Annotated in this window: 13 protein-coding genes; 4 read left to right on the top strand and 9 right to left on the bottom strand. The window is 75.5% G+C overall.

The window, feature by feature from the left end; translation table 11 throughout:
• Positions 1 to 16: 16 nt before the first annotated feature.
• Together AB0E19_RS31675 and AB0E19_RS31670 are read left to right on the top strand one after the other, a co-directional pair.
• Positions 17 to 481, top strand: coding sequence for a zinc ribbon domain-containing protein (locus tag AB0E19_RS31675; RefSeq protein WP_362186091.1), 465 nt, complete (start codon positions 17 to 19; stop codon positions 479 to 481).
• On the top strand, positions 478 to 1,665 hold the full coding sequence (locus tag AB0E19_RS31670; RefSeq protein WP_362186088.1) for a lipid-transfer protein: 1,188 nt from the start codon (positions 478 to 480) through the stop codon (positions 1,663 to 1,665). Before AB0E19_RS31675 ends, AB0E19_RS31670 begins: the two co-directional genes overlap by 4 nt.
• A 96-nt stretch (positions 1,666 to 1,761) precedes the next feature.
• Here AB0E19_RS31670 and AB0E19_RS31665 read toward each other — a convergent pair whose 3' ends face one another.
• The 4 genes from AB0E19_RS31665 to AB0E19_RS31650 are packed head-to-tail and all read right to left on the bottom strand — an operon-like array spanning position 1,762 to position 6,073.
• On the bottom strand, positions 1,762 to 2,367 hold the full coding sequence (locus tag AB0E19_RS31665; protein WP_362186085.1) for an ATP/GTP-binding protein: 606 nt from the start codon (positions 2,365 to 2,367) through the stop codon (positions 1,762 to 1,764).
• Positions 2,348 to 2,785, bottom strand: a complete 438-nt coding sequence (locus AB0E19_RS31660) for a DUF742 domain-containing protein (RefSeq protein ID WP_362186082.1) — start codon at positions 2,783 to 2,785, stop codon at positions 2,348 to 2,350. The genes AB0E19_RS31665 and AB0E19_RS31660 overlap by 20 nt, the downstream gene beginning before the upstream one ends.
• 10 nt (positions 2,786 to 2,795) lie before the next feature.
• Positions 2,796 to 3,239: a roadblock/LC7 domain-containing protein gene (locus AB0E19_RS31655; RefSeq protein WP_360610869.1), complete on the bottom strand. Its 444-nt coding sequence runs from the start codon at positions 3,237 to 3,239 to the stop codon at positions 2,796 to 2,798.
• Positions 3,236 to 6,073, bottom strand: coding sequence for a nitrate- and nitrite sensing domain-containing protein (locus AB0E19_RS31650; RefSeq protein ID WP_362186078.1), 2,838 nt, complete (start codon positions 6,071 to 6,073; stop codon positions 3,236 to 3,238). Before AB0E19_RS31650 ends, AB0E19_RS31655 begins: the two co-directional genes overlap by 4 nt.
• A 478-nt stretch (positions 6,074 to 6,551) precedes the next feature.
• Here AB0E19_RS31650 and AB0E19_RS31645 point away from each other — a divergent pair, with 478 nt between their 5' ends.
• Positions 6,552 to 6,899, top strand: a complete 348-nt coding sequence (locus AB0E19_RS31645) for a hypothetical protein (protein ID WP_362186075.1) — start codon at positions 6,552 to 6,554, stop codon at positions 6,897 to 6,899.
• Positions 6,900 to 6,952: 53 nt separating this feature from the next.
• Here AB0E19_RS31645 and AB0E19_RS31640 read toward each other — a convergent pair whose 3' ends face one another.
• From AB0E19_RS31640 to AB0E19_RS31620, 5 genes are all read right to left on the bottom strand, one after another.
• Entirely contained in the window at positions 6,953 to 11,608 is a 4,656-nt protein-coding gene (locus AB0E19_RS31640; protein ID WP_362186072.1) for a hypothetical protein, read from the bottom strand.
• A 99-nt stretch (positions 11,609 to 11,707) separates the two neighbouring features.
• A complete protein-coding gene (locus AB0E19_RS31635; protein ID WP_362186069.1) occupies positions 11,708 to 12,622 on the bottom strand; it encodes a hypothetical protein in 915 nt (304 codons plus the stop codon).
• On the bottom strand, positions 12,619 to 13,530 hold the full coding sequence (locus tag AB0E19_RS31630) for a hypothetical protein (protein WP_362186065.1): 912 nt from the start codon (positions 13,528 to 13,530) through the stop codon (positions 12,619 to 12,621). Before AB0E19_RS31630 ends, AB0E19_RS31635 begins: the two co-directional genes overlap by 4 nt.
• On the bottom strand, positions 13,527 to 15,056 hold the full coding sequence (locus AB0E19_RS31625) for a hypothetical protein (protein WP_362186062.1): 1,530 nt from the start codon (positions 15,054 to 15,056) through the stop codon (positions 13,527 to 13,529). The genes AB0E19_RS31630 and AB0E19_RS31625 overlap by 4 nt, the downstream gene beginning before the upstream one ends.
• Before the next feature lie 142 nt (positions 15,057 to 15,198).
• The gene (locus AB0E19_RS31620; RefSeq protein ID WP_362186059.1) at positions 15,199 to 15,921 is read right to left on the bottom strand and encodes a GntR family transcriptional regulator; all 723 of its coding nucleotides are present in this window, start codon (positions 15,919 to 15,921) and stop codon (positions 15,199 to 15,201) included.
• A 284-nt stretch (positions 15,922 to 16,205) separates the two neighbouring features.
• Between AB0E19_RS31620 and AB0E19_RS31615 the strand changes: the two genes are divergently transcribed.
• On the top strand, positions 16,206 to 17,504 hold the full coding sequence (locus tag AB0E19_RS31615; protein WP_362186056.1) for an MFS transporter: 1,299 nt from the start codon (positions 16,206 to 16,208) through the stop codon (positions 17,502 to 17,504).
• Positions 17,505 to 17,630 lie beyond the last annotated feature (126 nt).

Genomic DNA, 17,630 nt, shown 5'->3' with positions numbered 1-17,630 from the left:
GGCGGGAGGGTCGGGGATGGCACGGACGCGCAGGCCGGTCGTGGGCGGCTGGTTCACCGACGACACCGTTCCGGACGGGGAGTTCCGGCTGCTGGGCACCCGGTGCTCGGCCTGCGCGGCAGTGTTCTTCCCGCGCGAGGACGACGCCTGCCGCAACCCGGGCTGCGCGGGCGGGGGCGCGCTCGACGAGACGCCGCTCTCGCCGCGCGGGCGGGTGTGGTCGTACACCGACGGGCGCTACCGGCCCCCCGCCCCGTACGTCTCCGATCCGCAGGAGCCCTGGGAGCCGTACGTCCTCGTCGCGGTCGAGCTCGCCGCCGAGGGGATGGTGGTGCTCGGACAGGCCGCGCCCGGTGTGCGCACCGCGGACCTGGCGGTGGGCATGGAGGTCGAGGTCGTGCCCGGGGTGCTGAACGAGGACGCCGAGCACATCTGGACCACCTGGCGGTGGCGGCCCGTGGCGACGGAGGAGCGCGCGTGAACGACATCGCCGTCATCGGGGCCGGGATGCACCCCTGGGGCAAGTGGGGGCGGAGCTTCGTCTCGTACGGGACCGCCGCCGCCCGCGCCGCGCTCGCCGACGCCGGAGTGCAGTGGTCGGATATTGGATCCATCGTCGGGGCCGACACCATGCGGTGCGGATATCCGGGATACGTGGCCGGGGCGACCTTCGCACAGGCCCTCGGCTGGCAGGGCGCGCGGGTGACCAGCGTGTACGCGGCGTGCGCCTCGGGCGCCCAGGCCATCGGCGCGGCACGGGCGCAGATCCTCGCCGGGCTCGCCGACGCGGTGCTCGTCGTGGGCGCCGACTCGACCCCGAAGGGGTTCTTCGCGCCGGCCGGCGGGGAGCGGCCCGGGGATCCGGACTGGCTGCGGTTCCGGGTGCTCGGCGCCACCAACCCGGCGTACTTCGCGCTCTACGCCCGCCGCCGGATGGCGCTGTACGGGGACACCGTCGAGGACTTCGCCCGGGTCAAGGTGAAGAACGCGGCGGCGGGGGCGCTCAACCCGCTGGCCCGCTACCGGAAGACGGTCACCGCGGAGGAGGTCGCCGCCTCGGCGGTGGTCGCCGATCCGCTGCGGCTGCTCGACATCTGCGCCACCTCCGACGGCGGGGCGGCGCTGGTGCTGTCCAGCCTGGACTTCGCCCGGCGGCACGGGCACGCCGAACCGGTGCGGATCCGGGCCGTGTCGACGGTCTCCCCCACCTACCCCAGGGCCGTCCTCGACCTGCCCGACATCGCCACCGACGCGACCACCGCGCTCGCGCCCCCGCCGCAGGGCTTCAAGGCCTCGCTCGCGCGGGCGGCCTACGAGGAGGCGGGGCTCGGGCCGGAGGACCTGTCGCTGGCCGAGGTGTACGACCTGTCGACGGCCCTGGAGCTGGAGTGGTACGAGGACCTGGGCCTGTGCGGGCCCGGGGAGGGCGCCGAGCTGCTGCGCAAGGGGGTGACCCGGCTCGGCGGCGCGCTGCCCGTCAACACGAGCGGCGGGCTCGCCTCCTTCGGGGAGGCCGTGCCCGCACAGGCGATCGCCCAGGTCTGCGAGCTGACGTGGCAGCTGCGGGGCGCGGCCGGCGACCGGCAGGTGCCGGGGGCGCGGGCCGGGATCACCGCCAACCAGGGCCTGTTCGGGCACGGGTCGGCGGTGGTGGCGGTCCGCTGAGGCCGCCCGGAGGACGGACCCGGGACCTGATCCGTACGGCTTGGGGCCGTGCGGATCAGGTCGTACGGTCAGGTCGTGCGGGTCAGGTCGTGCGGATCAGGTCGCGACCGGCTGCTGACCCCGGTCCGCGAGGACGAGGGCGTGTTCGACGACGGCGACGAGGACGGCCTTGACCGACTCGCGGTCGCGGGCGTCGCACAGCACCAGCTCGACCTCGGGGTCGAGGTCGAGCGCGGCCCGCACGGTCTCCGTCGGGTAGCGGCGGGCGCCCTCGAAGCAGTTGACGGCCACCGTGAAGGGGATGCCGCGCCGCTCGAAGTAGTCGATGGCGGCGAAGCTGTCCTCCAGGCGGCGGGTGTCGGCGAGCACGACCGCGCCGAGCGCGCCCTGCGCCAGCTCGTCCCAGAGGAACCAGAAGCGGTCCTGGCCCGGGGTGCCGAACAGGTACAGGACGAGGTCCTCGCGGAGCGTGATCCGGCCGAAGTCCATGGCGACCGTGGTGGTCGTCTTGGCCTCGACGCCGTGCAGGTCGTCCACGGGACGGCCGGCCTCGGTGAGGACCTCCTCGGTCCGCAGCGGCCGGATCTCGCTGACCGCGCCGACCAGTGTCGTCTTGCCGACTCCGAAACCACCCGCCACCAGGATCTTCAAGGTCACCGGCTCGACGGGGGTCTTCTTGCGGCTAGAGCGCCCGAAGGCCATTGATCACCTCGCGGAGGATGCTCACGTCCGGCAGCTGGGCCGGCGGAACGGGGCGGGTCACGTGCACGAGTTCCTCGTCGACGAGGTCGCCGACCAGGACCCGGACCACCCCGACGGGGAGGTCGAGTCCGGCGGCGAGCTCGGCGATCGACTGGGGCTGCTCGGAGCAGCGTTCGACGATCTCCACGTGTTCCGGGGAGAGCGACTGGTCACGGCCGGGGTCGTCGGCGGCCGGCTCGGGCACCACCAGGGCGATGAGGTCGAGCCGGTGCCGGCCCGCGGCGCTCGTCCGGCCGCGGGTCATCGCGTACGGGCGGACGACCGGGCCCGCCTCGTCGTCGTACCAGTGGTGGGGGACGGCGCTCCGCCGGCCTGGGACGTCCCCGTCGGGCTGATTGCGCTCGGCTGCGTCGCTCATGCGGGGCGGCTCACCCTCCTGTCGTCAGACCGGTCCGGGGGGCCGTGCCGAGATGGGTGCCGACCCGCTTGACCATCAGGGTCATCTCGTAGGCGACCTGGCCGACGTCGGAGTCCGCGTCGGCGAGGACGGCGAGGCAGCTGCCGTCGCCGGCGGCGGTGACGAAGAGGAAGGCGTCCTCCAGCTCGACCACCGTCTGGCGGACCCTGCCCGCCTCGAAGTGGCGGCCGACACCCTTGGCGAGGCTGTGGAAGCCGGAGGCGACGGCGGCCAGGTGCTCGCCGTCCTCGCGGCTCAGGTCCTTCGACGCGCCGGTGGGCAGGCCGTCGCTGGAGAGGATCAGGGCCTTGCGGATGGCGGCGACGCGCTGGACCAGCTCGTCGAGGAGCCAGTTGAGCTCGCCGTTGCCGTGGACGGTGCTGCTGGTGCCTGCTGCGGCGTTCGGTGCGGTCATCGACCGTCCCCCTCGGGTGTCGTTCCGTGTGCTGTGCTGTCGTCCGGTCCCGAGCCGTGCCGGCGGCCGCGCTGCCAGCCGCGCTGCATGGCGGCCATGCGGGCCCGCACTTCCTCGGCGTCGCGTTCGAAGTCGTCCTCGGCCCGGCCGCCCTCGGCGGGCCGGTCGTCGGCCGGGGCCGGCCGGTCGGGCTCGCGCAGCTGCGGCACGAGGCTGGCCTGCCGGACCCGGCGCGGCAGCCCGTCGAGCCCTTCCGGCACCTCCGCGCGCGGCGTGGGCGCGGGCGCCGGTGCCGTACGGGACTCGGTGCCCTCCGGGCGTACGGGGACGAGCGTGGGCCCGGCCGGGCGCGCCGGCACCGGGCCGTCCTCGGCACCGCGCCGGCCGGGGGCCGGGTGGGCGCGTCCCTGCTCGTCGAGCCGGCGTCCGTGGTCGACGACGAGCGTCGGCGGGCGGCGGCGCGGCAGCGGCACGGCGCCGTGGGCGCCCGGGGCGCCGTCCTCGCCCGCCGGGTCGTCGCCGTGTCCCGAGGTCTGGTCGGCGGCCTGCTGGTGCTGCTCGGCGGCCGGGACGAGCCCGCCCCGGCGGCGCTGCGGGCGGAAGAGGCCGCCGCGCTCGCTGTCGCTGTCCAGGAGGTCGGCGGAGCGGTCGAGGAGCGCGTCGAGGTCTTCGGTGTCCAGGGGCCCCTCCAGCTCGACGGGGCCGTCCAGGGGGCGCGCGAGCGGCCCGGTCTTGGCTCCCGCGGGGCCCGTCTCGTCGGCGAGGTCGGGGACCCGGGCGAGAGCCGGCCGGCGCTGCGGGAGGAGTCCGTCGCCGAGCGCGCCGGCGGGCGCCCCGGAGGTCGTACCGGATCCGCCGGAGGCCTGGTGCGGGGCGACGTCGGCCGTGCGGGGGTCGGGGGACGTGCGGTCGAGGCGGAAGCCCGCGCCCTGGGTCTCGGGGGCGTCGGTGAGCAGCGCGGCCGGGATGAACACGACCGCGGTGGTGCCGCCGTACGGGGAGGTCTGGAGCGAGACGCGGACGTGCTGGCGCTGGGCGAGCCGGCTGACCACGAAGAGGCCGAGGCGGTCGGTGTCGGAGAGCTCGAACTCGGGGGTCTCCGCGAGCCGGAGGTTGGCGTCGAGGAGGACCTCGGGGCTCATGCCGAGGCCGCGGTCGTGGATCTCCAGCGTGAAGCCGTTGGCGACGCGCTCGCCGAGGACCTGGACGGCGGTGTGCGGGGGCGAGAACACGGTGGCGTTCTCGAGGAGTTCGGCGATGAGGTGGGTGAGGTCGGCGACGGCGGGGCCGCCGACGCCGAGCCGGGGCAGCCGGCGGACCTCGACGCGCTCGTAGTCCTCGACCTCGGCGACGGCGGCCCGGACCACGTCCATGAGCTGCACGGGCTTGCGCCACTGGCGGGAGGGGGCGGCGCCGGAGAGGATCACCAGGCCCTCGGCGTGGCGGCGCATGCGGGTGGTGAGGTGGTCGAGGCGGAAGAGGTCCGCGAGCTCCTCGGTGTCCTCGGTGCGGCGCTCCATGGTGTCGAGCAGGGTGAGCTGACGGTGGAGCAGGACCTGGTTGCGGCGGGCGAGGTTGACGAAGACCTCGGCGACGCCGCGGCGCATGTCGGCCTGCTTGACGGCGGCCTCGACGGCGGCGCGCTGCAGGGTGTTCAGGGCCTGCCCGACCTGGCCGACCTCGTCCTCGCCGTACCGCAGGTGGGGCACCTCGGTCTCGACGTCGACGTGCTCGCCGGCGGCCAGGCGGCGCATGACGCTCGGCAGGCGGACTCCGGAGACCTCCTGGGACTCCTTCTGGAGGCGGCGCAGGTCGCGGACGAGGGAGCGGCCGACGCGGACCGAGATGCCGACGGAGGCGAGGAGGGCGAGGAAGCCGAGGACGCCCGCGACGCCCGCCTTCAGCAGGACGCTGTACGCGGCGGGCTCGACGCGCTCCTGGTAGCGGTCGCCGGCGGCGGTGTTGGCGCGGGCGAGCTCGTCGAGGACGGGGCTGGCCTCGTCCTGCCAGTAGGCGGGGGTGACGCTTTTCGGCCGTTCCGTCGGACCGGCCTTGATGAACTCCTCCTCGGCGGTGCGCAGGGCCGCGGTCTCGGCGCTGCGCCAGTACTTCTCGTAGCGCTGCCGCTCGTCGGCGGGGAGGAGTTCGAGGTTGACCTCGTAGTACTGCTTGCGTCCCGCGACCAGGTCGGAGACGGCGCGGATCTCCTGGGCGGTGACGCGGTCGGCGACGAGGGCGGAGAGGACGAGGGCGTCCTCGCGGGAGAGGAGTTCACGGGCCCGGGTGATGCCGACGAGGGCGCGGCCCTGCTTGTCCATCTCCACGTTCTCCAGGGCGTGGAGGGTGACGAGGAAGCTGTAGCAGGGGTCGACCAGGCGGTTGTAGAACTCCAGGGCCTGGAGGCGGCCGATGCTGCGCTTCTCGACCGAGCGGCGCAGCGAGGTGATCTCCTCGAAGGCGGTGAGCAGGGAGTTGAGCCGCTGGGTGGTGACCGGTCGCATCTCCTCGCGGACGCCGGGGTCCTGGGCGTTGGCGCGGATGCGGGCGATCTGGCGGTCGGTGGCGAGGCGGGCGGCGCGGAGCTGCGGGAGTGCCTCGGAGCCGCGCGGGTCGGCGAGGTAGACGAGGGACTGGCGGCGTTCGAGCTGGATGACCCGGGCGGTGTCCTCGATGGGGTAGCCGACCTTGTCGACGACGTAGCCGACGTCCAGGAGCTGGTCCGCCTCGCGTCCGGTGAGGACGGTGGCGAAGACCCAGAGCCCGGTGAGGGAGACGAGCGGTACGAGGAGCAGCGCCACGATCTTCCGGCGGATGGACTTCCCGCGAAAGCGCATGGCCTCCCCCAGTACGGCCCCCGCGGCCACGGAGGTCTCTCGAACGGTGTCGCCGCGTCAACACGGCGGGTCAACCTTCGGTTTCAACAAACGGCGGCGCGAGCCTACTACTGCATCGCGACCTTCTCGAAGGTGTGTCTGGGCGATTTTCAGCCTGTCGAGTGAGCGTTGATCATGAGATGTCCTGGTATTCCAGGAGTTCGGATGAGGCACTGTGGCGCAGGACACTTGACGATGCGTCCTTTTCCGCCTGCGACGCAATGGCTGGAATCATTCGTTCCGCTCGCGGTGTCGGCGATGTCACGGGTGAGTCGGGGAAACCTTTTACCTGTCCGGAGCGTCATGAAGTACGGGGGAACGCCCTGTCCGAGGACGGGCCGCCGTGCGCCGGGGGCCGCCGGTCGTGCGCGCCGTGTAAAGCGGACGGATCCGGGCAGCCACCCCTGGGAGCGTCGTGCGGTGGGGAGTGACAGGACAGATGGAAGACGAGACGCGGGCCGCGCGTCAGTTGTGGGTGGAGGACGAGCGCGGACGGCAGAGGATGCCGGATCCGGTGCGGAACGCGGCGGTGCGGGCGGTGATGATCATGTCGGTGACCCTCATCCTCGCCGTGGTCGCCTTCCTGACCTCCGTGACGAGCTCCTGGCTGGCCTATCCGATGACGATCGCGGCGGTGGTCGCGACCGTCGTGGCCACCTGGAGCGTGCTGGACATCTGGATCACCCGCCAGGTCTGGCGGCAGCGCAACGGCGTGGTCTCCGAGCCGAGCAGCAGCGCGTATCCGGGACGGGCGCGCGAGCGGGTCGCGGAGGAGCGGACCGCCTGAACCGGGACGGAGCGGAGGCCCGGCACCCCTGAGGTGCCGGGCCTCCGTCGCGCCTACGGCGCGGCCGGCGGCTCCTCGTCCTGGTGGCGGCGGAACATCCGGGTGGCCGTGATCTCGCCGTGGATCGTCTCGCCCTCGCCGGCCGGCTGCGGCAGGCCCGGGCGCAGGTGCTCCTCGACGCTGATGTACTTCAGTCCCGCCCGCAGGTCCGCGTCGTTGCGCAGCCGGATCACCAGCGGGAACTCGGCGAGGGCCGTCGTGTCGAACAGGCCCGTGGTGTACAGCAGCTGGACGCCGAGCGCGTCCGACACGGCCCGCTGGAGTTCGAGCAGGTACGTGGCGTTGGCGCGGCCGATCGGATTGTCCAGGAACAGCGTGCCCGCGTGCCGGTGCTTGTCGCGGCCCCGGTCGTTGGAGCGGAGCGCCGCCATCGTGCAGTAGAGCGCGATGGCCGCGGTGAGCAGCTGGCCGCCGGAGAAGACGTCGCCCATCTGCCCGACGGGCACCCGCTCGGCGCGGAGCACCGCGTCCGGCTTGAGGATCTCCACGGCGATGCCCTTGGGTTCGAGCGCCGCCTGCACCCCGCGCAGCAGCAGCGACATGCCGTCGCGGCGCAGGTCGGAGTTCTTCTTCACGGCGGCCCGGGTCGCCTCGTCGACGACCTCGCCGAGCCGCTCGGTGAGGGTGGCCTGGTCGGGCTCCTCGAAGCGGATCCGCAGGAACTCCTGGCCCGACCACTCGCCGAGGCCCTCGGGAAGCCGGGAGAGCCGCTGGGCGGAGCGGAGCGTGGCGAGCGAGGTCTCCACCAGGCCGCGCAGCCGGTCCACGATCGACTCGCGGTTGCGCTCCAGCTGGGCCAGTTCGTCGGTGAGGACGCGCAGCCGGGGCGCGAAGGCCTCGGCCCACTTGGCGGCGTGCTCGGGCAGCGCGGAGGCGGGCAGTTCGCGGATCTGCAGGCGGGCCGGCGTGCGGACCTGTTCGTAGCGGGTGGAGTTGGCGTGCCGGACGAGGATGTCGCTCGCCTCGCGGACGGCGGCGTCGGCGGCGGACAGCTCGGCCGTGCAGGCGCGCAGCGCCCGCCGGGCCTCGCCGGCCGCGTGCCTGGCCTCCTCCAGGGAGCCGGCGTACGGCTCCTGCTCCTCCTGCTCCTCCTCCGCGTGGTCGCGCAGCAGGTCCCGCAGGAGGGCGGCGGTCTCGTCGAAGCCGCCGGCGGCGTCCTCGGCGGCCCGGTGGTCGCGCAGCAGCCCGGCGTGGGCGGCGCGGGCCGCGTCCAGGGCGTCGCTGCGGGCGGCGAGTTCGCCGCTCGCGGTACGCAGCAGGGCCTGGGCGCGTTCGGCGTCGGCCGGGACCAGCTCCTCCGGCAGCTCGGTGTGGGCCTCGCCGTCCTCGGGCGCGAGCCGCTCGGACTCGCCGCGGAGCCGGCCGAGCTTCTCGCTCGCCTCGGAGGCGCGGGACTCCAGCATCTGCACGAGGGACTCGGCGCGGGCCGCTGCGGCCTGCCGGGACGGGCCGTCGGCGCCGTCGGTGGACTCCAGGAGCTGCTCGGCCCGGGTGCGGACCTTGTTGGTGAGCCGGTCCAGTTCGGCGAGGGCGGCGGACTCGTCGCTCTCGGCGCGGGCCTGCTCGGCGCGCAGGTCGGCGCCGACGCCGACCTTCTCGTACACCTGGGAGGCGGCCCGGTAGGCCTCGCGGAGGGTGGGGAGCGCGGCGCGGGGGGCGCCCGGGGTCTCCTCCGGCAGCTGCTCGGGGGCGCCGGCGATCTCGGCGCGCTCGGCGCGCAGCGCGCGGGCGGTGCGGTGGGCGTCGTCGGCGGCGCGCTGGGCGGCCCTGCGGTCCTCGTCGGCGGCGCGGGCGCGTTCCAGGCAGGTCTGGGCGCGGGCCTCGGACTCGGTGGCGTCGTCGGCGAGTTCGCGGAGCTTGGCCTGCCAGGCGGAGCGCTCGCGGAGCCGGTACGCGAGTCCGGCGAGGGCGTCGGCGACGCGGCGGGCGCGCTGGGCGGCCTCCTGCCGGTCGTCGCGGACGGCGAGGGCCTCGGCGGCGGTCTCCTCGGCCTCCGCGCGCAGGGCGCGGGCCTCGTCCAGGGCGCGGGCGGCCGTCTCCGCGGTCTCGCGGGCGGTGGCGGCGACGGCCGCGAGCTCGGCGAGCATGCCGGGCGGGCAGTCGGCGCGCCAGGCGCCGATGCGGGCGGCGAGGGCGCGGTCGCCGGCGAGCCGGGCGGCGAGCGCGCGGATCTCCTCGTCGCGGGCGGCGGCACGCGCGCGGAGCGCCTGGCGCTCCTCGTCGGCGGCGTGTTCGTCGTGCATGGCCGGGTTCGGCGGCACCAGGAACACGCCGGTGTCGTCCCCGGGGTCCTGCGCCGGTACGGGGGCGAGGAGGGCGGCGGCGGTGCCGACGGCGACGGCGGAGCGGGGCAGCAGGGCCGCGGAGCCGAGGGCCTCGCGGGCGCGCCCGTACGAGACGGGGTCGGTGATGACGACGCCGTCGACGAGTTCGGGGCGGGCGGCGAGCACGCGCGCGTGGTCGGCGGGGTCGACGGACTGGGCGAGGTAGCGCCAGCCGGGGAGCGCGGGGATGCCGTGCTCGCCGAGGAACTCGACGGTGGCGAGGACGTCCGGGCCCGGCGGCAGCAGGCCGCCGTCGCCGAGGGCGCCGAGGATCCGGGAGTCGTCGGCGGCGGCGGTGCGCAGGTCGAAGAGGCGGCGCTCGGCGGAGGAGACGGCCTCGTCGAGCAGGCGGCGCAGCTCCTCGGCGTAGCGGTCGAAGTCGGTGACGGAGAGCGGGGTCCCGGTCTGCGTCGCGTCGGGCCTCCCGCCGGCCTCCTCGTCCGTGTCGGCGGCGCGCTGGCCGGGGAGCGGGGAGCCGGAGGCGGGCAGGCCGAGGAGTTCGGCGAGGCGTTCCTCGGAGGCCAGGGCCTCGGCGGCGCGGCGCTCGGCGTCGTAGGCGTTGCCGGCGGCCTCGGCGGCGTCGGCGGCGCGGGCGGCGGCGAGTTCGGCGCGGGACTCGGCGGCGGCCGTCTCGCGGGCCCGGTCGCTCGCGGTGCGGGCCGCCTCGCGGGCCGCGTCCCAGGCGGCGACGGTGGTCTTCTCGGCATCGGCGGCGGCGAGCGCGGCGCGGGCCGGGTCGGCGTCGGGCGCGGAGTCGTCGAACCAACCGGCCCGGACGGCCTCGGCGGTCTCCTGCTCGACCTCGGCCAGCCGCTGGCGCAGGTGGCCGGCCTCGCTGCGGGCGCGCTGGGCCTCGGTGGCGGCGGCGGTGGCGTCCCGGTGGGCGGCCTCGCCGGCCTCCTGGAGGGCGGTGGACCGTTCCTCCTCCTCGGCGGCGTGCCGCTCGCCCTCCTCGGCGGCCGCGGCCAGGGCCCGTACGAGATCGGCGGCGGCCTCGGCGCGGGCGGCGAGGGCCGGGGCGGCGTCGCGCTCGGCCTCGCGGATGGCGGCCGCCACGCGCGCGGAGCGGTCGCCCGCGGCGCGGTGGCGGAGCACCGACTCGGCGGCCTGCCAGGCCGAGTGCAGGGTGCGGGCCTCGATCAGCTCGCGGCGCTGGGAGGCGGCGCCCTTCTCGGCGGCGGCGAGCGCCAGGGAGGCGTGCCGGTAGGCGAGTTCGGCGGCGATGAGGGCGCTGCGCTCGCGGGCCGTCTCGGCCTCGGCGACGGCGTGGCCGGCGGCGGTGACCCGCTCGGCCAGCTCGGCGGCGCGCGCCCGCTCCCCGGCGGCGCGGCCGGAGAGGCGGCGGGCGAGGGTGCGGGTGCGGCGCTCGGCTCCGGCGTGCACCTCGCGGGCGTGGGAGCGGGTTCCTGCGGCGTCGACGATGCGGCCCAGGAGGTCGACGGAGCCGGCGGTGAAGTCGCGTTCGGCGGTGAGTTCGGCGCGGCGGCCGAGCTTGTTGCCGAAGCCGCCGACGAGGTCGGCGAGGCCGTCGGTGTCGCGGGTGTCGGTGACCGCGCGGAGGAGGAGGTCGGTGAAGTCGGAGTCCTTCTTGACCGCGAAGAGGCCGGCGGCCTCGCCCTCGTCGGCGTTCATCTCGCGCTGGTAGCGGAAGAGTTCGGGGTCGAGGCCGAGCTCGCCGAGGTGCTCGTTCCAGCGGTCGTGGATCTCCTCCCACACCACGTCCAGGTGGGGGTAGGCCTTGCCGGCCTCGGTGAGGGCGTCGCGGAAGCCCTTCATGGTGCGGCGGCGGCCGGTGGCGGCGGAGGCGCCCTCGACGGCGGGACGGACCGCGTTCGCCTCGGCGACCGGCAGGTTGTCCAGGCTGAGGCCGGGGCCGGGGCGGAAGGAGTACCAGGCCTCGGCGAACTTCCGCGGGTCGTTGGAGACCTGGCGGCCGCGCCATTCGCTGACCTTGCCGACGACGACGAGCTCGCCGGTGAGGGTGTGCTGCCACTCCAGGGCGACGTGGCCGCAGTCGTCGGCGAGCAGGAACTTGCGGAGCACGCCGGAGCTGGCGCCGCCGAGGGTGTTGCGGTGGCCCGGGAGCATCACCGAGAAGATCAGCTTGAGGAGGACGGACTTGCCGCCGCCGTTCTCCAGGAAGAGCACGCCCGCGGGGGCGGGGCGGCGCGGCGGGCCGACGGGCTCCTCCTCGAAGAACTCCGCCTGGGTGGGTGCCGGGTTCGGCACGGGCGCGCCGACGCCGCGCAGGTCCAGGACGGTGTCGGCGTAGCGGGCGCCGGCGGGGCCGATGGAGTAGAGGCGGACCCGGGACAGCTCGTACATGGCGAGGGACTCTCGTGCTCTCGTGCTCGGGGAGTTCGGTGGGGCGGGATGCGGCGGCCCGGGGGTGTGGCTGGGGTGGGGGCGGGGCCGTGGGCGGGGTTACGCGTGGAAGGGGAGGCCGGCGTCGGCGGCGAGGTCCAGGTCGTCGCCCTCGGGCGGCGGGACGAGGGTGGCGGTGCCGTCGCTGACCGGGACGATCCCGAGGTCGAGCAGTTCGGTGAGGGCGGCGGAACCGGCCATGTCGCGGACCTGCAGCTGGTAGCGGGCGGTGGTGCGGTACGAGCCGCCGTTCTCGTCGCCGGTGCGCTGGAGGAAGCCGGAGTCCGTGAGGAAGGCGACGGCCTTGGCGACGATGCCGGTGGTGGAGCCCGCGAGGCGGCGTGCGTCCTTGGTGGCGCCGGTGGTGGAGCGGCGGGACCAGACGCGCCAGGCGGCCTCCAGGCCGGGGGCGTCGGAGGCCGGGTCGGTGTTCTCGCCCTCCTCCTCGGCGCGCTGCTCCAGGCGGAGGCAGGCCTGGCGGACGAAGGCGTCCACGCCGTTGACGGTGAGGCGGCCGATGTACGCGTCGTCGGCGAGGTCCTCGGGGCGCGGGAAGGCCATCGCGGCGACGGCGAGGTGCGCCAGGCCGTGCAGGAAGCGGTCGGCGGAGTCGGTGTTGGCGCGGCGCGCGTAGTCGCCCATGCGGACGGCGAAGACGGAGTCCTCGCCGGCGGTGACGGCCATGCCCGCGCGCGGGGAGACCTCCAGGACGATCAGTCCGAGACCGGTCGCGACGGCGTCGGCGAGCCGCGCGAAGGCCGGGTCCTCCTGGTAGCGGCGGAGCAGCTCGGCGTACTCGGCGTCCCGGGCGGGCAGCAGCTTGGGCTGGAGCCCGAAGGAGACGAGCCGCGCCGCGTCGGCGGCGTCCGCGGGGGTGACGGCGGTGTGCGCGGGGGCCGTGGCCTGGGGCCGGGGGGACTCCTGCTCGCTCCACGCGTCCGGGTACTCGGCGTACTCGACGTGGTTGTCGCTCACGGCTGGGGCTCCTCGGTGCGGCTCTCGTTCGGTACGGCGGTGGTGCCGGCGGCCCTCGGCAGGGGCAGCGGCACGGGGGTGACGGCGGCGGGCGGTACGGCGCTCCCGCCCGGCCCGGGCGGCGGCTCGACGACCCCGCCCAGGCGCACGGCCCGCACGCTCGGCAGCGCCCGCCGGCGTACGTCGCCCCGGAGCGGCGCCTCCGGCAGGGAGACGACGGCGAAGCGGGGGCGGAGGGTGGGGGCGGGGGTGCCGGTGGACGCCGGGGTGGGCTCGGTGCCGGTCTCCGGGGTCGAGGTGGGCGCGGGGACGGCGGAACCGGCCGGGACGGCGGAACCGGCCGGGACGGCGGAACCGGCCGGGACGGTGGATCCGGCCGGGGCGGCGGCCATCGACGGCGGGTCCACGAAAGGGGGTACGAGACGGGGGCCGGTGCGGGCCTCCGGCCCGGGGCGCCGGGCGGGGCCTTCGGGCCGGCCGGTGGGCTCCGTCAGGGCGGCCGCCGGGGCGGTCGGGGCCGTCAGAGCGGCCGCCGGGTCGAATTGGGTCGCCGGGGTCGCCGGGGCGGTCGGGGCCGCCGGGGCCGTCAGGGCCACCGGGTCGGTCGGGGCCGCCGGGGCCGCCGGGGCCGCCGGATCGACTGCGGGCTCGGCGAAGTCGGCCGCCGGGGCCGTCGGGTCGGCTGCCGGCTCGGCGGCGCCGGGCTGCGGGGCCGTCGGCTGCTCGGCAGGGGCCGTCGGGGCCGTGTCCGGTTCGGCGGAGCCGTCCGTGGAGGGGGTGGGTGCCGTGCCGGGGGTGGCGGTCGGCACGTGCTCCGGTGCGGTCGGTTTCGGGAGCCACGCGCGGGTGGCGCGGGTGAGGAGGCGGGGGCGCTTCGGGGAACGGTCGGTGTCGGAGGCGTGTGTCACGTCGCCTCCGAGCGGTCGGCGGCCATGCCCACGGCGTCGAGGAGCGCCGTTCCGACGATGAGGTCGGCGCCGCCGAAGCCGGGGTCGTCGAGCGGGGTGCCGTCGTCGACGGCGAAGAGCAGGCGCTCCTCGCCCTGGCGGTAGGCGGTGCCGACCGGCGGGCTGGCCGCGTGGACGGCGAGCAGGGCGACCAGGTAGGCGAGGTCCTCGCCGCCGGTCGCCCGGGCGTCCGCGAGCAGGCCCGAGAGGCGGCGCGGGGCGTCATGCTCCAGGTCGAGGAGGGCGAGCGCGTCGGCGAGCTGGCGCTCGCTGAAGCGGGAGTCGTCGGGGGTGGCGATCAGGTCCGGCTCGGGCATCTCCGCGCCGAGGTGCTCGCGCTCGACGGGCGGGGTGAGCAGCAGGTCCACGAGGTCGCCGAGGCGGACCGAGGCGGGGGTGCGCAGACCGGTGCCGCGCGCGAAGAAGGCGTCGGTGACGCGGGTGGCGCGCTCGACGGGGAGCGGCAGCACGGGCGCGACCAGCTGCCCGTACAGGTCGAGGCCGGTGTACCGGGTGGGGGCGGCGAAGGCCTGCCGGTCCTGCTCGGCGCGGAAGAGCGGGCCCGCCTCCAGGAGGCGGGACTGGAGCTGGGTGTGGCGGCGGATGCAGTCCTTGACGATGTCGACCAGCTCCGCGGCCCGGCGCTTGTGCTCGGGGTCCTCGGCCTCGTCCCGGGCCTTGCGGATGTTGGTGAGGATCGCGTTCTCGTGGCGGTAGCGGTCCGCGACGTGGTCGAGCGCCTCGGCGATCATGTCGGGCACGCTGTTGAGCCAGTCGACCGCGCGCACGTTGCGCCGGGTGGCCTCCAGGGTCCTGCGGAGGGTCTCGGCGTACTGGACGGTGCGGTAGCGGGCCTGCTCGGCCGCGAGCTGGGCGTCGGCGAGGCGGCCCCGGCTGATGAGGACCTCCAGCTTCACCTCGGCGGCGATCTGGGCGCTGGTGACGTCGGTGTCGAGTGCGCCGACCAGCACGTTGACGGCCTCGTCGGTGGTCCGGAGGCAGACGGCGCCGCCGTACCCCGGGACCTCCTCGATGAGCTTGAAGTCGTAGTCCCGGCGGACGTACACGCCGTCGGTGCCGAAGGTGCCGTAGACGGCGCGGAAGCCTCGGTCGACGCTGCCGACGTTGATCAGGTTCTCCAGGACCCAGCGGGCCACGCGCTCGTGCTCGGCGGCGGGGCGCTCCGGGGCCTGGGCGGCCACGCGGGGCAGCAGCCGGGCGACGACCTGGTCGTGGTCGGCGCCGGTGTCGAAGTCCATGTGGAGGGTGACGAGGTCGATCGCGGCGAGGGCGACCTCGGCCATCGCGTAGACCGTGTACTCGCCCGCGAGGTTCGCCTTGCGCGTGTCGAGGTCGTGCAGCGGCGCCGTGCAGGCGAGCGCGCGCAGGCGCCGCGCGAGCCCTTCGTCGGCGGCCGGCCCCTGCGCGGGGCGCGGCCCCGCGCTGAGCTGGGGCGGAGCGAGGTCCGTCGAGGCAGGCGAAGTCACGGTGCACAGAGTAGGTCCTCGCACTGACATGGGTCGAAACGGCGCAGAAACCACCGCCCCCGGCCCGGCTCGGGCGGTACCCTGCGCCCGGCGCCGGGGAGGTCCCGCCCCGACTCTTGGGGCCGGCCGCCCCGCCCCGTCGCTACGCCTCCGCGGGCTCGTCCACGGCGCGGGCGTAGGCGGCCGCGACCCGCTCGATGGAGTCGTCGAGATAGCGGGCGAGGAGGCGTTCGGCGCCGGCCCGCTCCCCCGCGCTCAGGGCCTCCAGGATCTCCTTGTTGCGGACGAGGTAGGGCTCGTGGAGGGCCCGCGGGTCGTCCACGACGTGGAAGGCGAGGCGGAGTTCGGCGAGGACGCCGCGCATGAGCTCGTCGGTACGGGCGCTGCCGGCGAGGGCGACGAGCTCGCGGTGGAAGTGGATGTTGGCAGTGGAGACCCCCCGCCAGTCGCCGTCCTCGGCGGCGGCCTCGCCCTCGGCGACGGCGGCCGCGAGTCCGGCCACCGGGAAGGGCGGGGCGCCGAGGCTCCGCACGACGGCGCATTCGACGAGCCGGCGGGTGCGGTAGATGTCCTCGACGTCGTCCACGGCGAGGACGCGGACGAAGACCCCGCGGTTGAGCTCGTGGACGAGCAGCCGCTCGTGGGTGAGGAGCCGGAAGGCCTCGCGCAGGGTGTTGCGGGAGACCCCGAGGGCGCCGCCGATGCTCTCCTCGGAGAGCCGGGTGCCGGGCGGGAAGAAGCCCTCGGCGATGCGGGTGCGCAGGATGTCCGCGACCCGTTCCGCCGTGCTCGTGCGGCCGAGCAGCGCCCGGTCGTCCGCCAGTCCCCCGGCCGTCCCGGCCGTGCCGGTGCCGCTCGCGTCCACGGTCCCCCTTCCTCACGGGGCGGTCGGCCCCGTCGTCGTCCGGCCGCCGAGTCAACCGCAGAAACGGATCCGGGACAACAGCCCCCTTGTCCGATCGTTGAACAATCCCCTACCTTGGCGCCACCGCACCGTCCGCACCGCCCGTACAGCCCGTCCGGCCCCGCGTGGTCCCGCACCGCCCCGCGTGGTCCCGCACCGCCCCGCGTGGTCCCGCACCGCCCGCACCGCCCCGCACCGCCCTCTCGTACGTCTCTCCGGCACGCCTCACCCACTGCGAGGTGCAGATGAGCACGGCACAGACCCGGCAGCACTCCCAGGACGACACCCCCGACCCCACCGAAGGCACGGGCCCGACCGGCGCCTTCGGCTGGCTGCGCGCCCTCGGCCCGCGCGGACGGCGCGCCTTCGGCGGCGCGTTCGGCGGCTACGCCCTCGACTCCTACGACTTCTTCACGCTCCCCCTGTCGATGGTGGCGATCGCCGCCTACTTCGGCCTCGACAAGGGCCAGACCGGACTCCTCACCACGGTGACCCTGGTGGTCTCGGCGGTGGGCGGCGCGCTCGCGGGCGTCCTCGCCGACCGGGTGGGCCGCGTCAAGGCGCTGATGATCACGGTGATCACGTACGCGCTCTTCACCGTCCTCTGCGGCTTCGCGCCGAACTACGAGACCCTGCTGGTCTTCCGGGCGCTCCAGGGCCTCGGCTTCGGCGGCGAGTGGGCGGTCGGGGCGATCCTGGTCGCCGAGTACGCCTCCGCCCGGCACCGGGGCCGCACGCTCGGCGCCGTGCAGTCGGCGTGGGCGGCCGGCTGGGCCCTCGCGGTGATCGTCTACACGCTGGTCTTCCAGTTCTTCGACGCCGACCTCGCGTGGCGGATCCTGTTCTGGACCGGCGCCCTTCCCGCGCTGCTCGTGTTCTGGGTCCGACGGCACGTGGAGGACGCCCCGCAGGCCGCCGCCGCGCGCGTGGCGAGCCCGGAACGGGGCTCCCTGCGGGCGGTGTTCCGGCCCGGCCTCCTGCGCACCACGCTCTTCGCGATCCTGCTCTCCACGGGCGTGCAGGGCGGCTACTACACGCTCGCCACCTGGGTGCCGACCTTCCTCAAGACCGAACGCGGACTGACCGTCGTCGGCACCGGCGGCTATCTGACGCTGCTGATCTCCGGCGCGTTCATCGGCTACCTGACGGGGGGCCATCTGACGGACCGGATCGGCCGCAAGCGGAACATCGCGCTCTTCGCCGTCCTGTCGGCGGCGTCGGTGCTCGCGTACACCCAGATCCCGGCGGGCGCGAACACCCTCCTCCTGGTCCTCGGCTTCCCGCTCGGCTTCTGCATGTCGGCCATCTTCAGCGGCTTCGGCTCCTTCCTCGCCGAGCTGTACCCGACGCCGGTGCGCGGCACCGGCCAGGGGCTCACGTACAACACCGGCCGCGCGGTCGGCGCGATCTTCCCGACCCTGGTCGGCTTCCTCTCGGAGAGCTGGGGCGTCGGCGGGGCGCTCGTCTTCGGCGCGGTGGGGTACGGGATCGCGGTCGTCGCGCTGCTCGGCCTGCCGGAGACCCGCGGGAAGGAGCTCGGGTGAACGGCGGCGCCCTCCGGGGACCGCCGGTCCCCGGTCCTCGCGAGATCGCCGTCTGAGCACGAAGGGTCAGGACGAACAGCACGACACGGCGCAGCACGACCGCACCACAGCACCACAGCACCACAG

This window comes from Streptomyces sp. NPDC047974, from assembly GCF_040653375.1.
Classification (GTDB): Bacteria; Actinomycetota; Actinomycetes; order Streptomycetales; family Streptomycetaceae; genus Streptomyces.
The sequence above is the reverse complement of the archived record's forward strand: the minus strand, read 5'-3'. Positions and strand labels throughout refer to the sequence as shown.

Bases quoted from the DNA above. Each gene is read 5' to 3' on its own strand.
- AB0E19_RS31660 (WP_362186082.1), bottom strand. From the start codon at position 2,785: ATGAGCGACGCAGCCGAGCGCAATCAGCCCGACGGGGACGTCCCAGGC.
- AB0E19_RS31675 (WP_362186091.1), top strand. From the start codon at position 17: ATGGCACGGACGCGCAGGCCGGTCGTGGGCGGCTGGTTCACCGACGAC.
- AB0E19_RS31650 (WP_362186078.1), bottom strand. From the start codon at position 6,073: ATGCGCTTTCGCGGGAAGTCCATCCGCCGGAAGATCGTGGCGCTGCTC.
- AB0E19_RS31640 (WP_362186072.1), bottom strand. From the start codon at position 11,608: ATGTACGAGCTGTCCCGGGTCCGCCTCTACTCCATCGGCCCCGCCGGC.
- AB0E19_RS31645 (WP_362186075.1), top strand. From the start codon at position 6,552: ATGGAAGACGAGACGCGGGCCGCGCGTCAGTTGTGGGTGGAGGACGAG.
- AB0E19_RS31615 (WP_362186056.1), top strand. From the start codon at position 16,206: ATGAGCACGGCACAGACCCGGCAGCACTCCCAGGACGACACCCCCGAC.
- AB0E19_RS31655 (WP_360610869.1), bottom strand. From the start codon at position 3,239: ATGACCGCACCGAACGCCGCAGCAGGCACCAGCAGCACCGTCCACGGC.
- AB0E19_RS31665 (WP_362186085.1), bottom strand. From the start codon at position 2,367: ATGGCCTTCGGGCGCTCTAGCCGCAAGAAGACCCCCGTCGAGCCGGTG.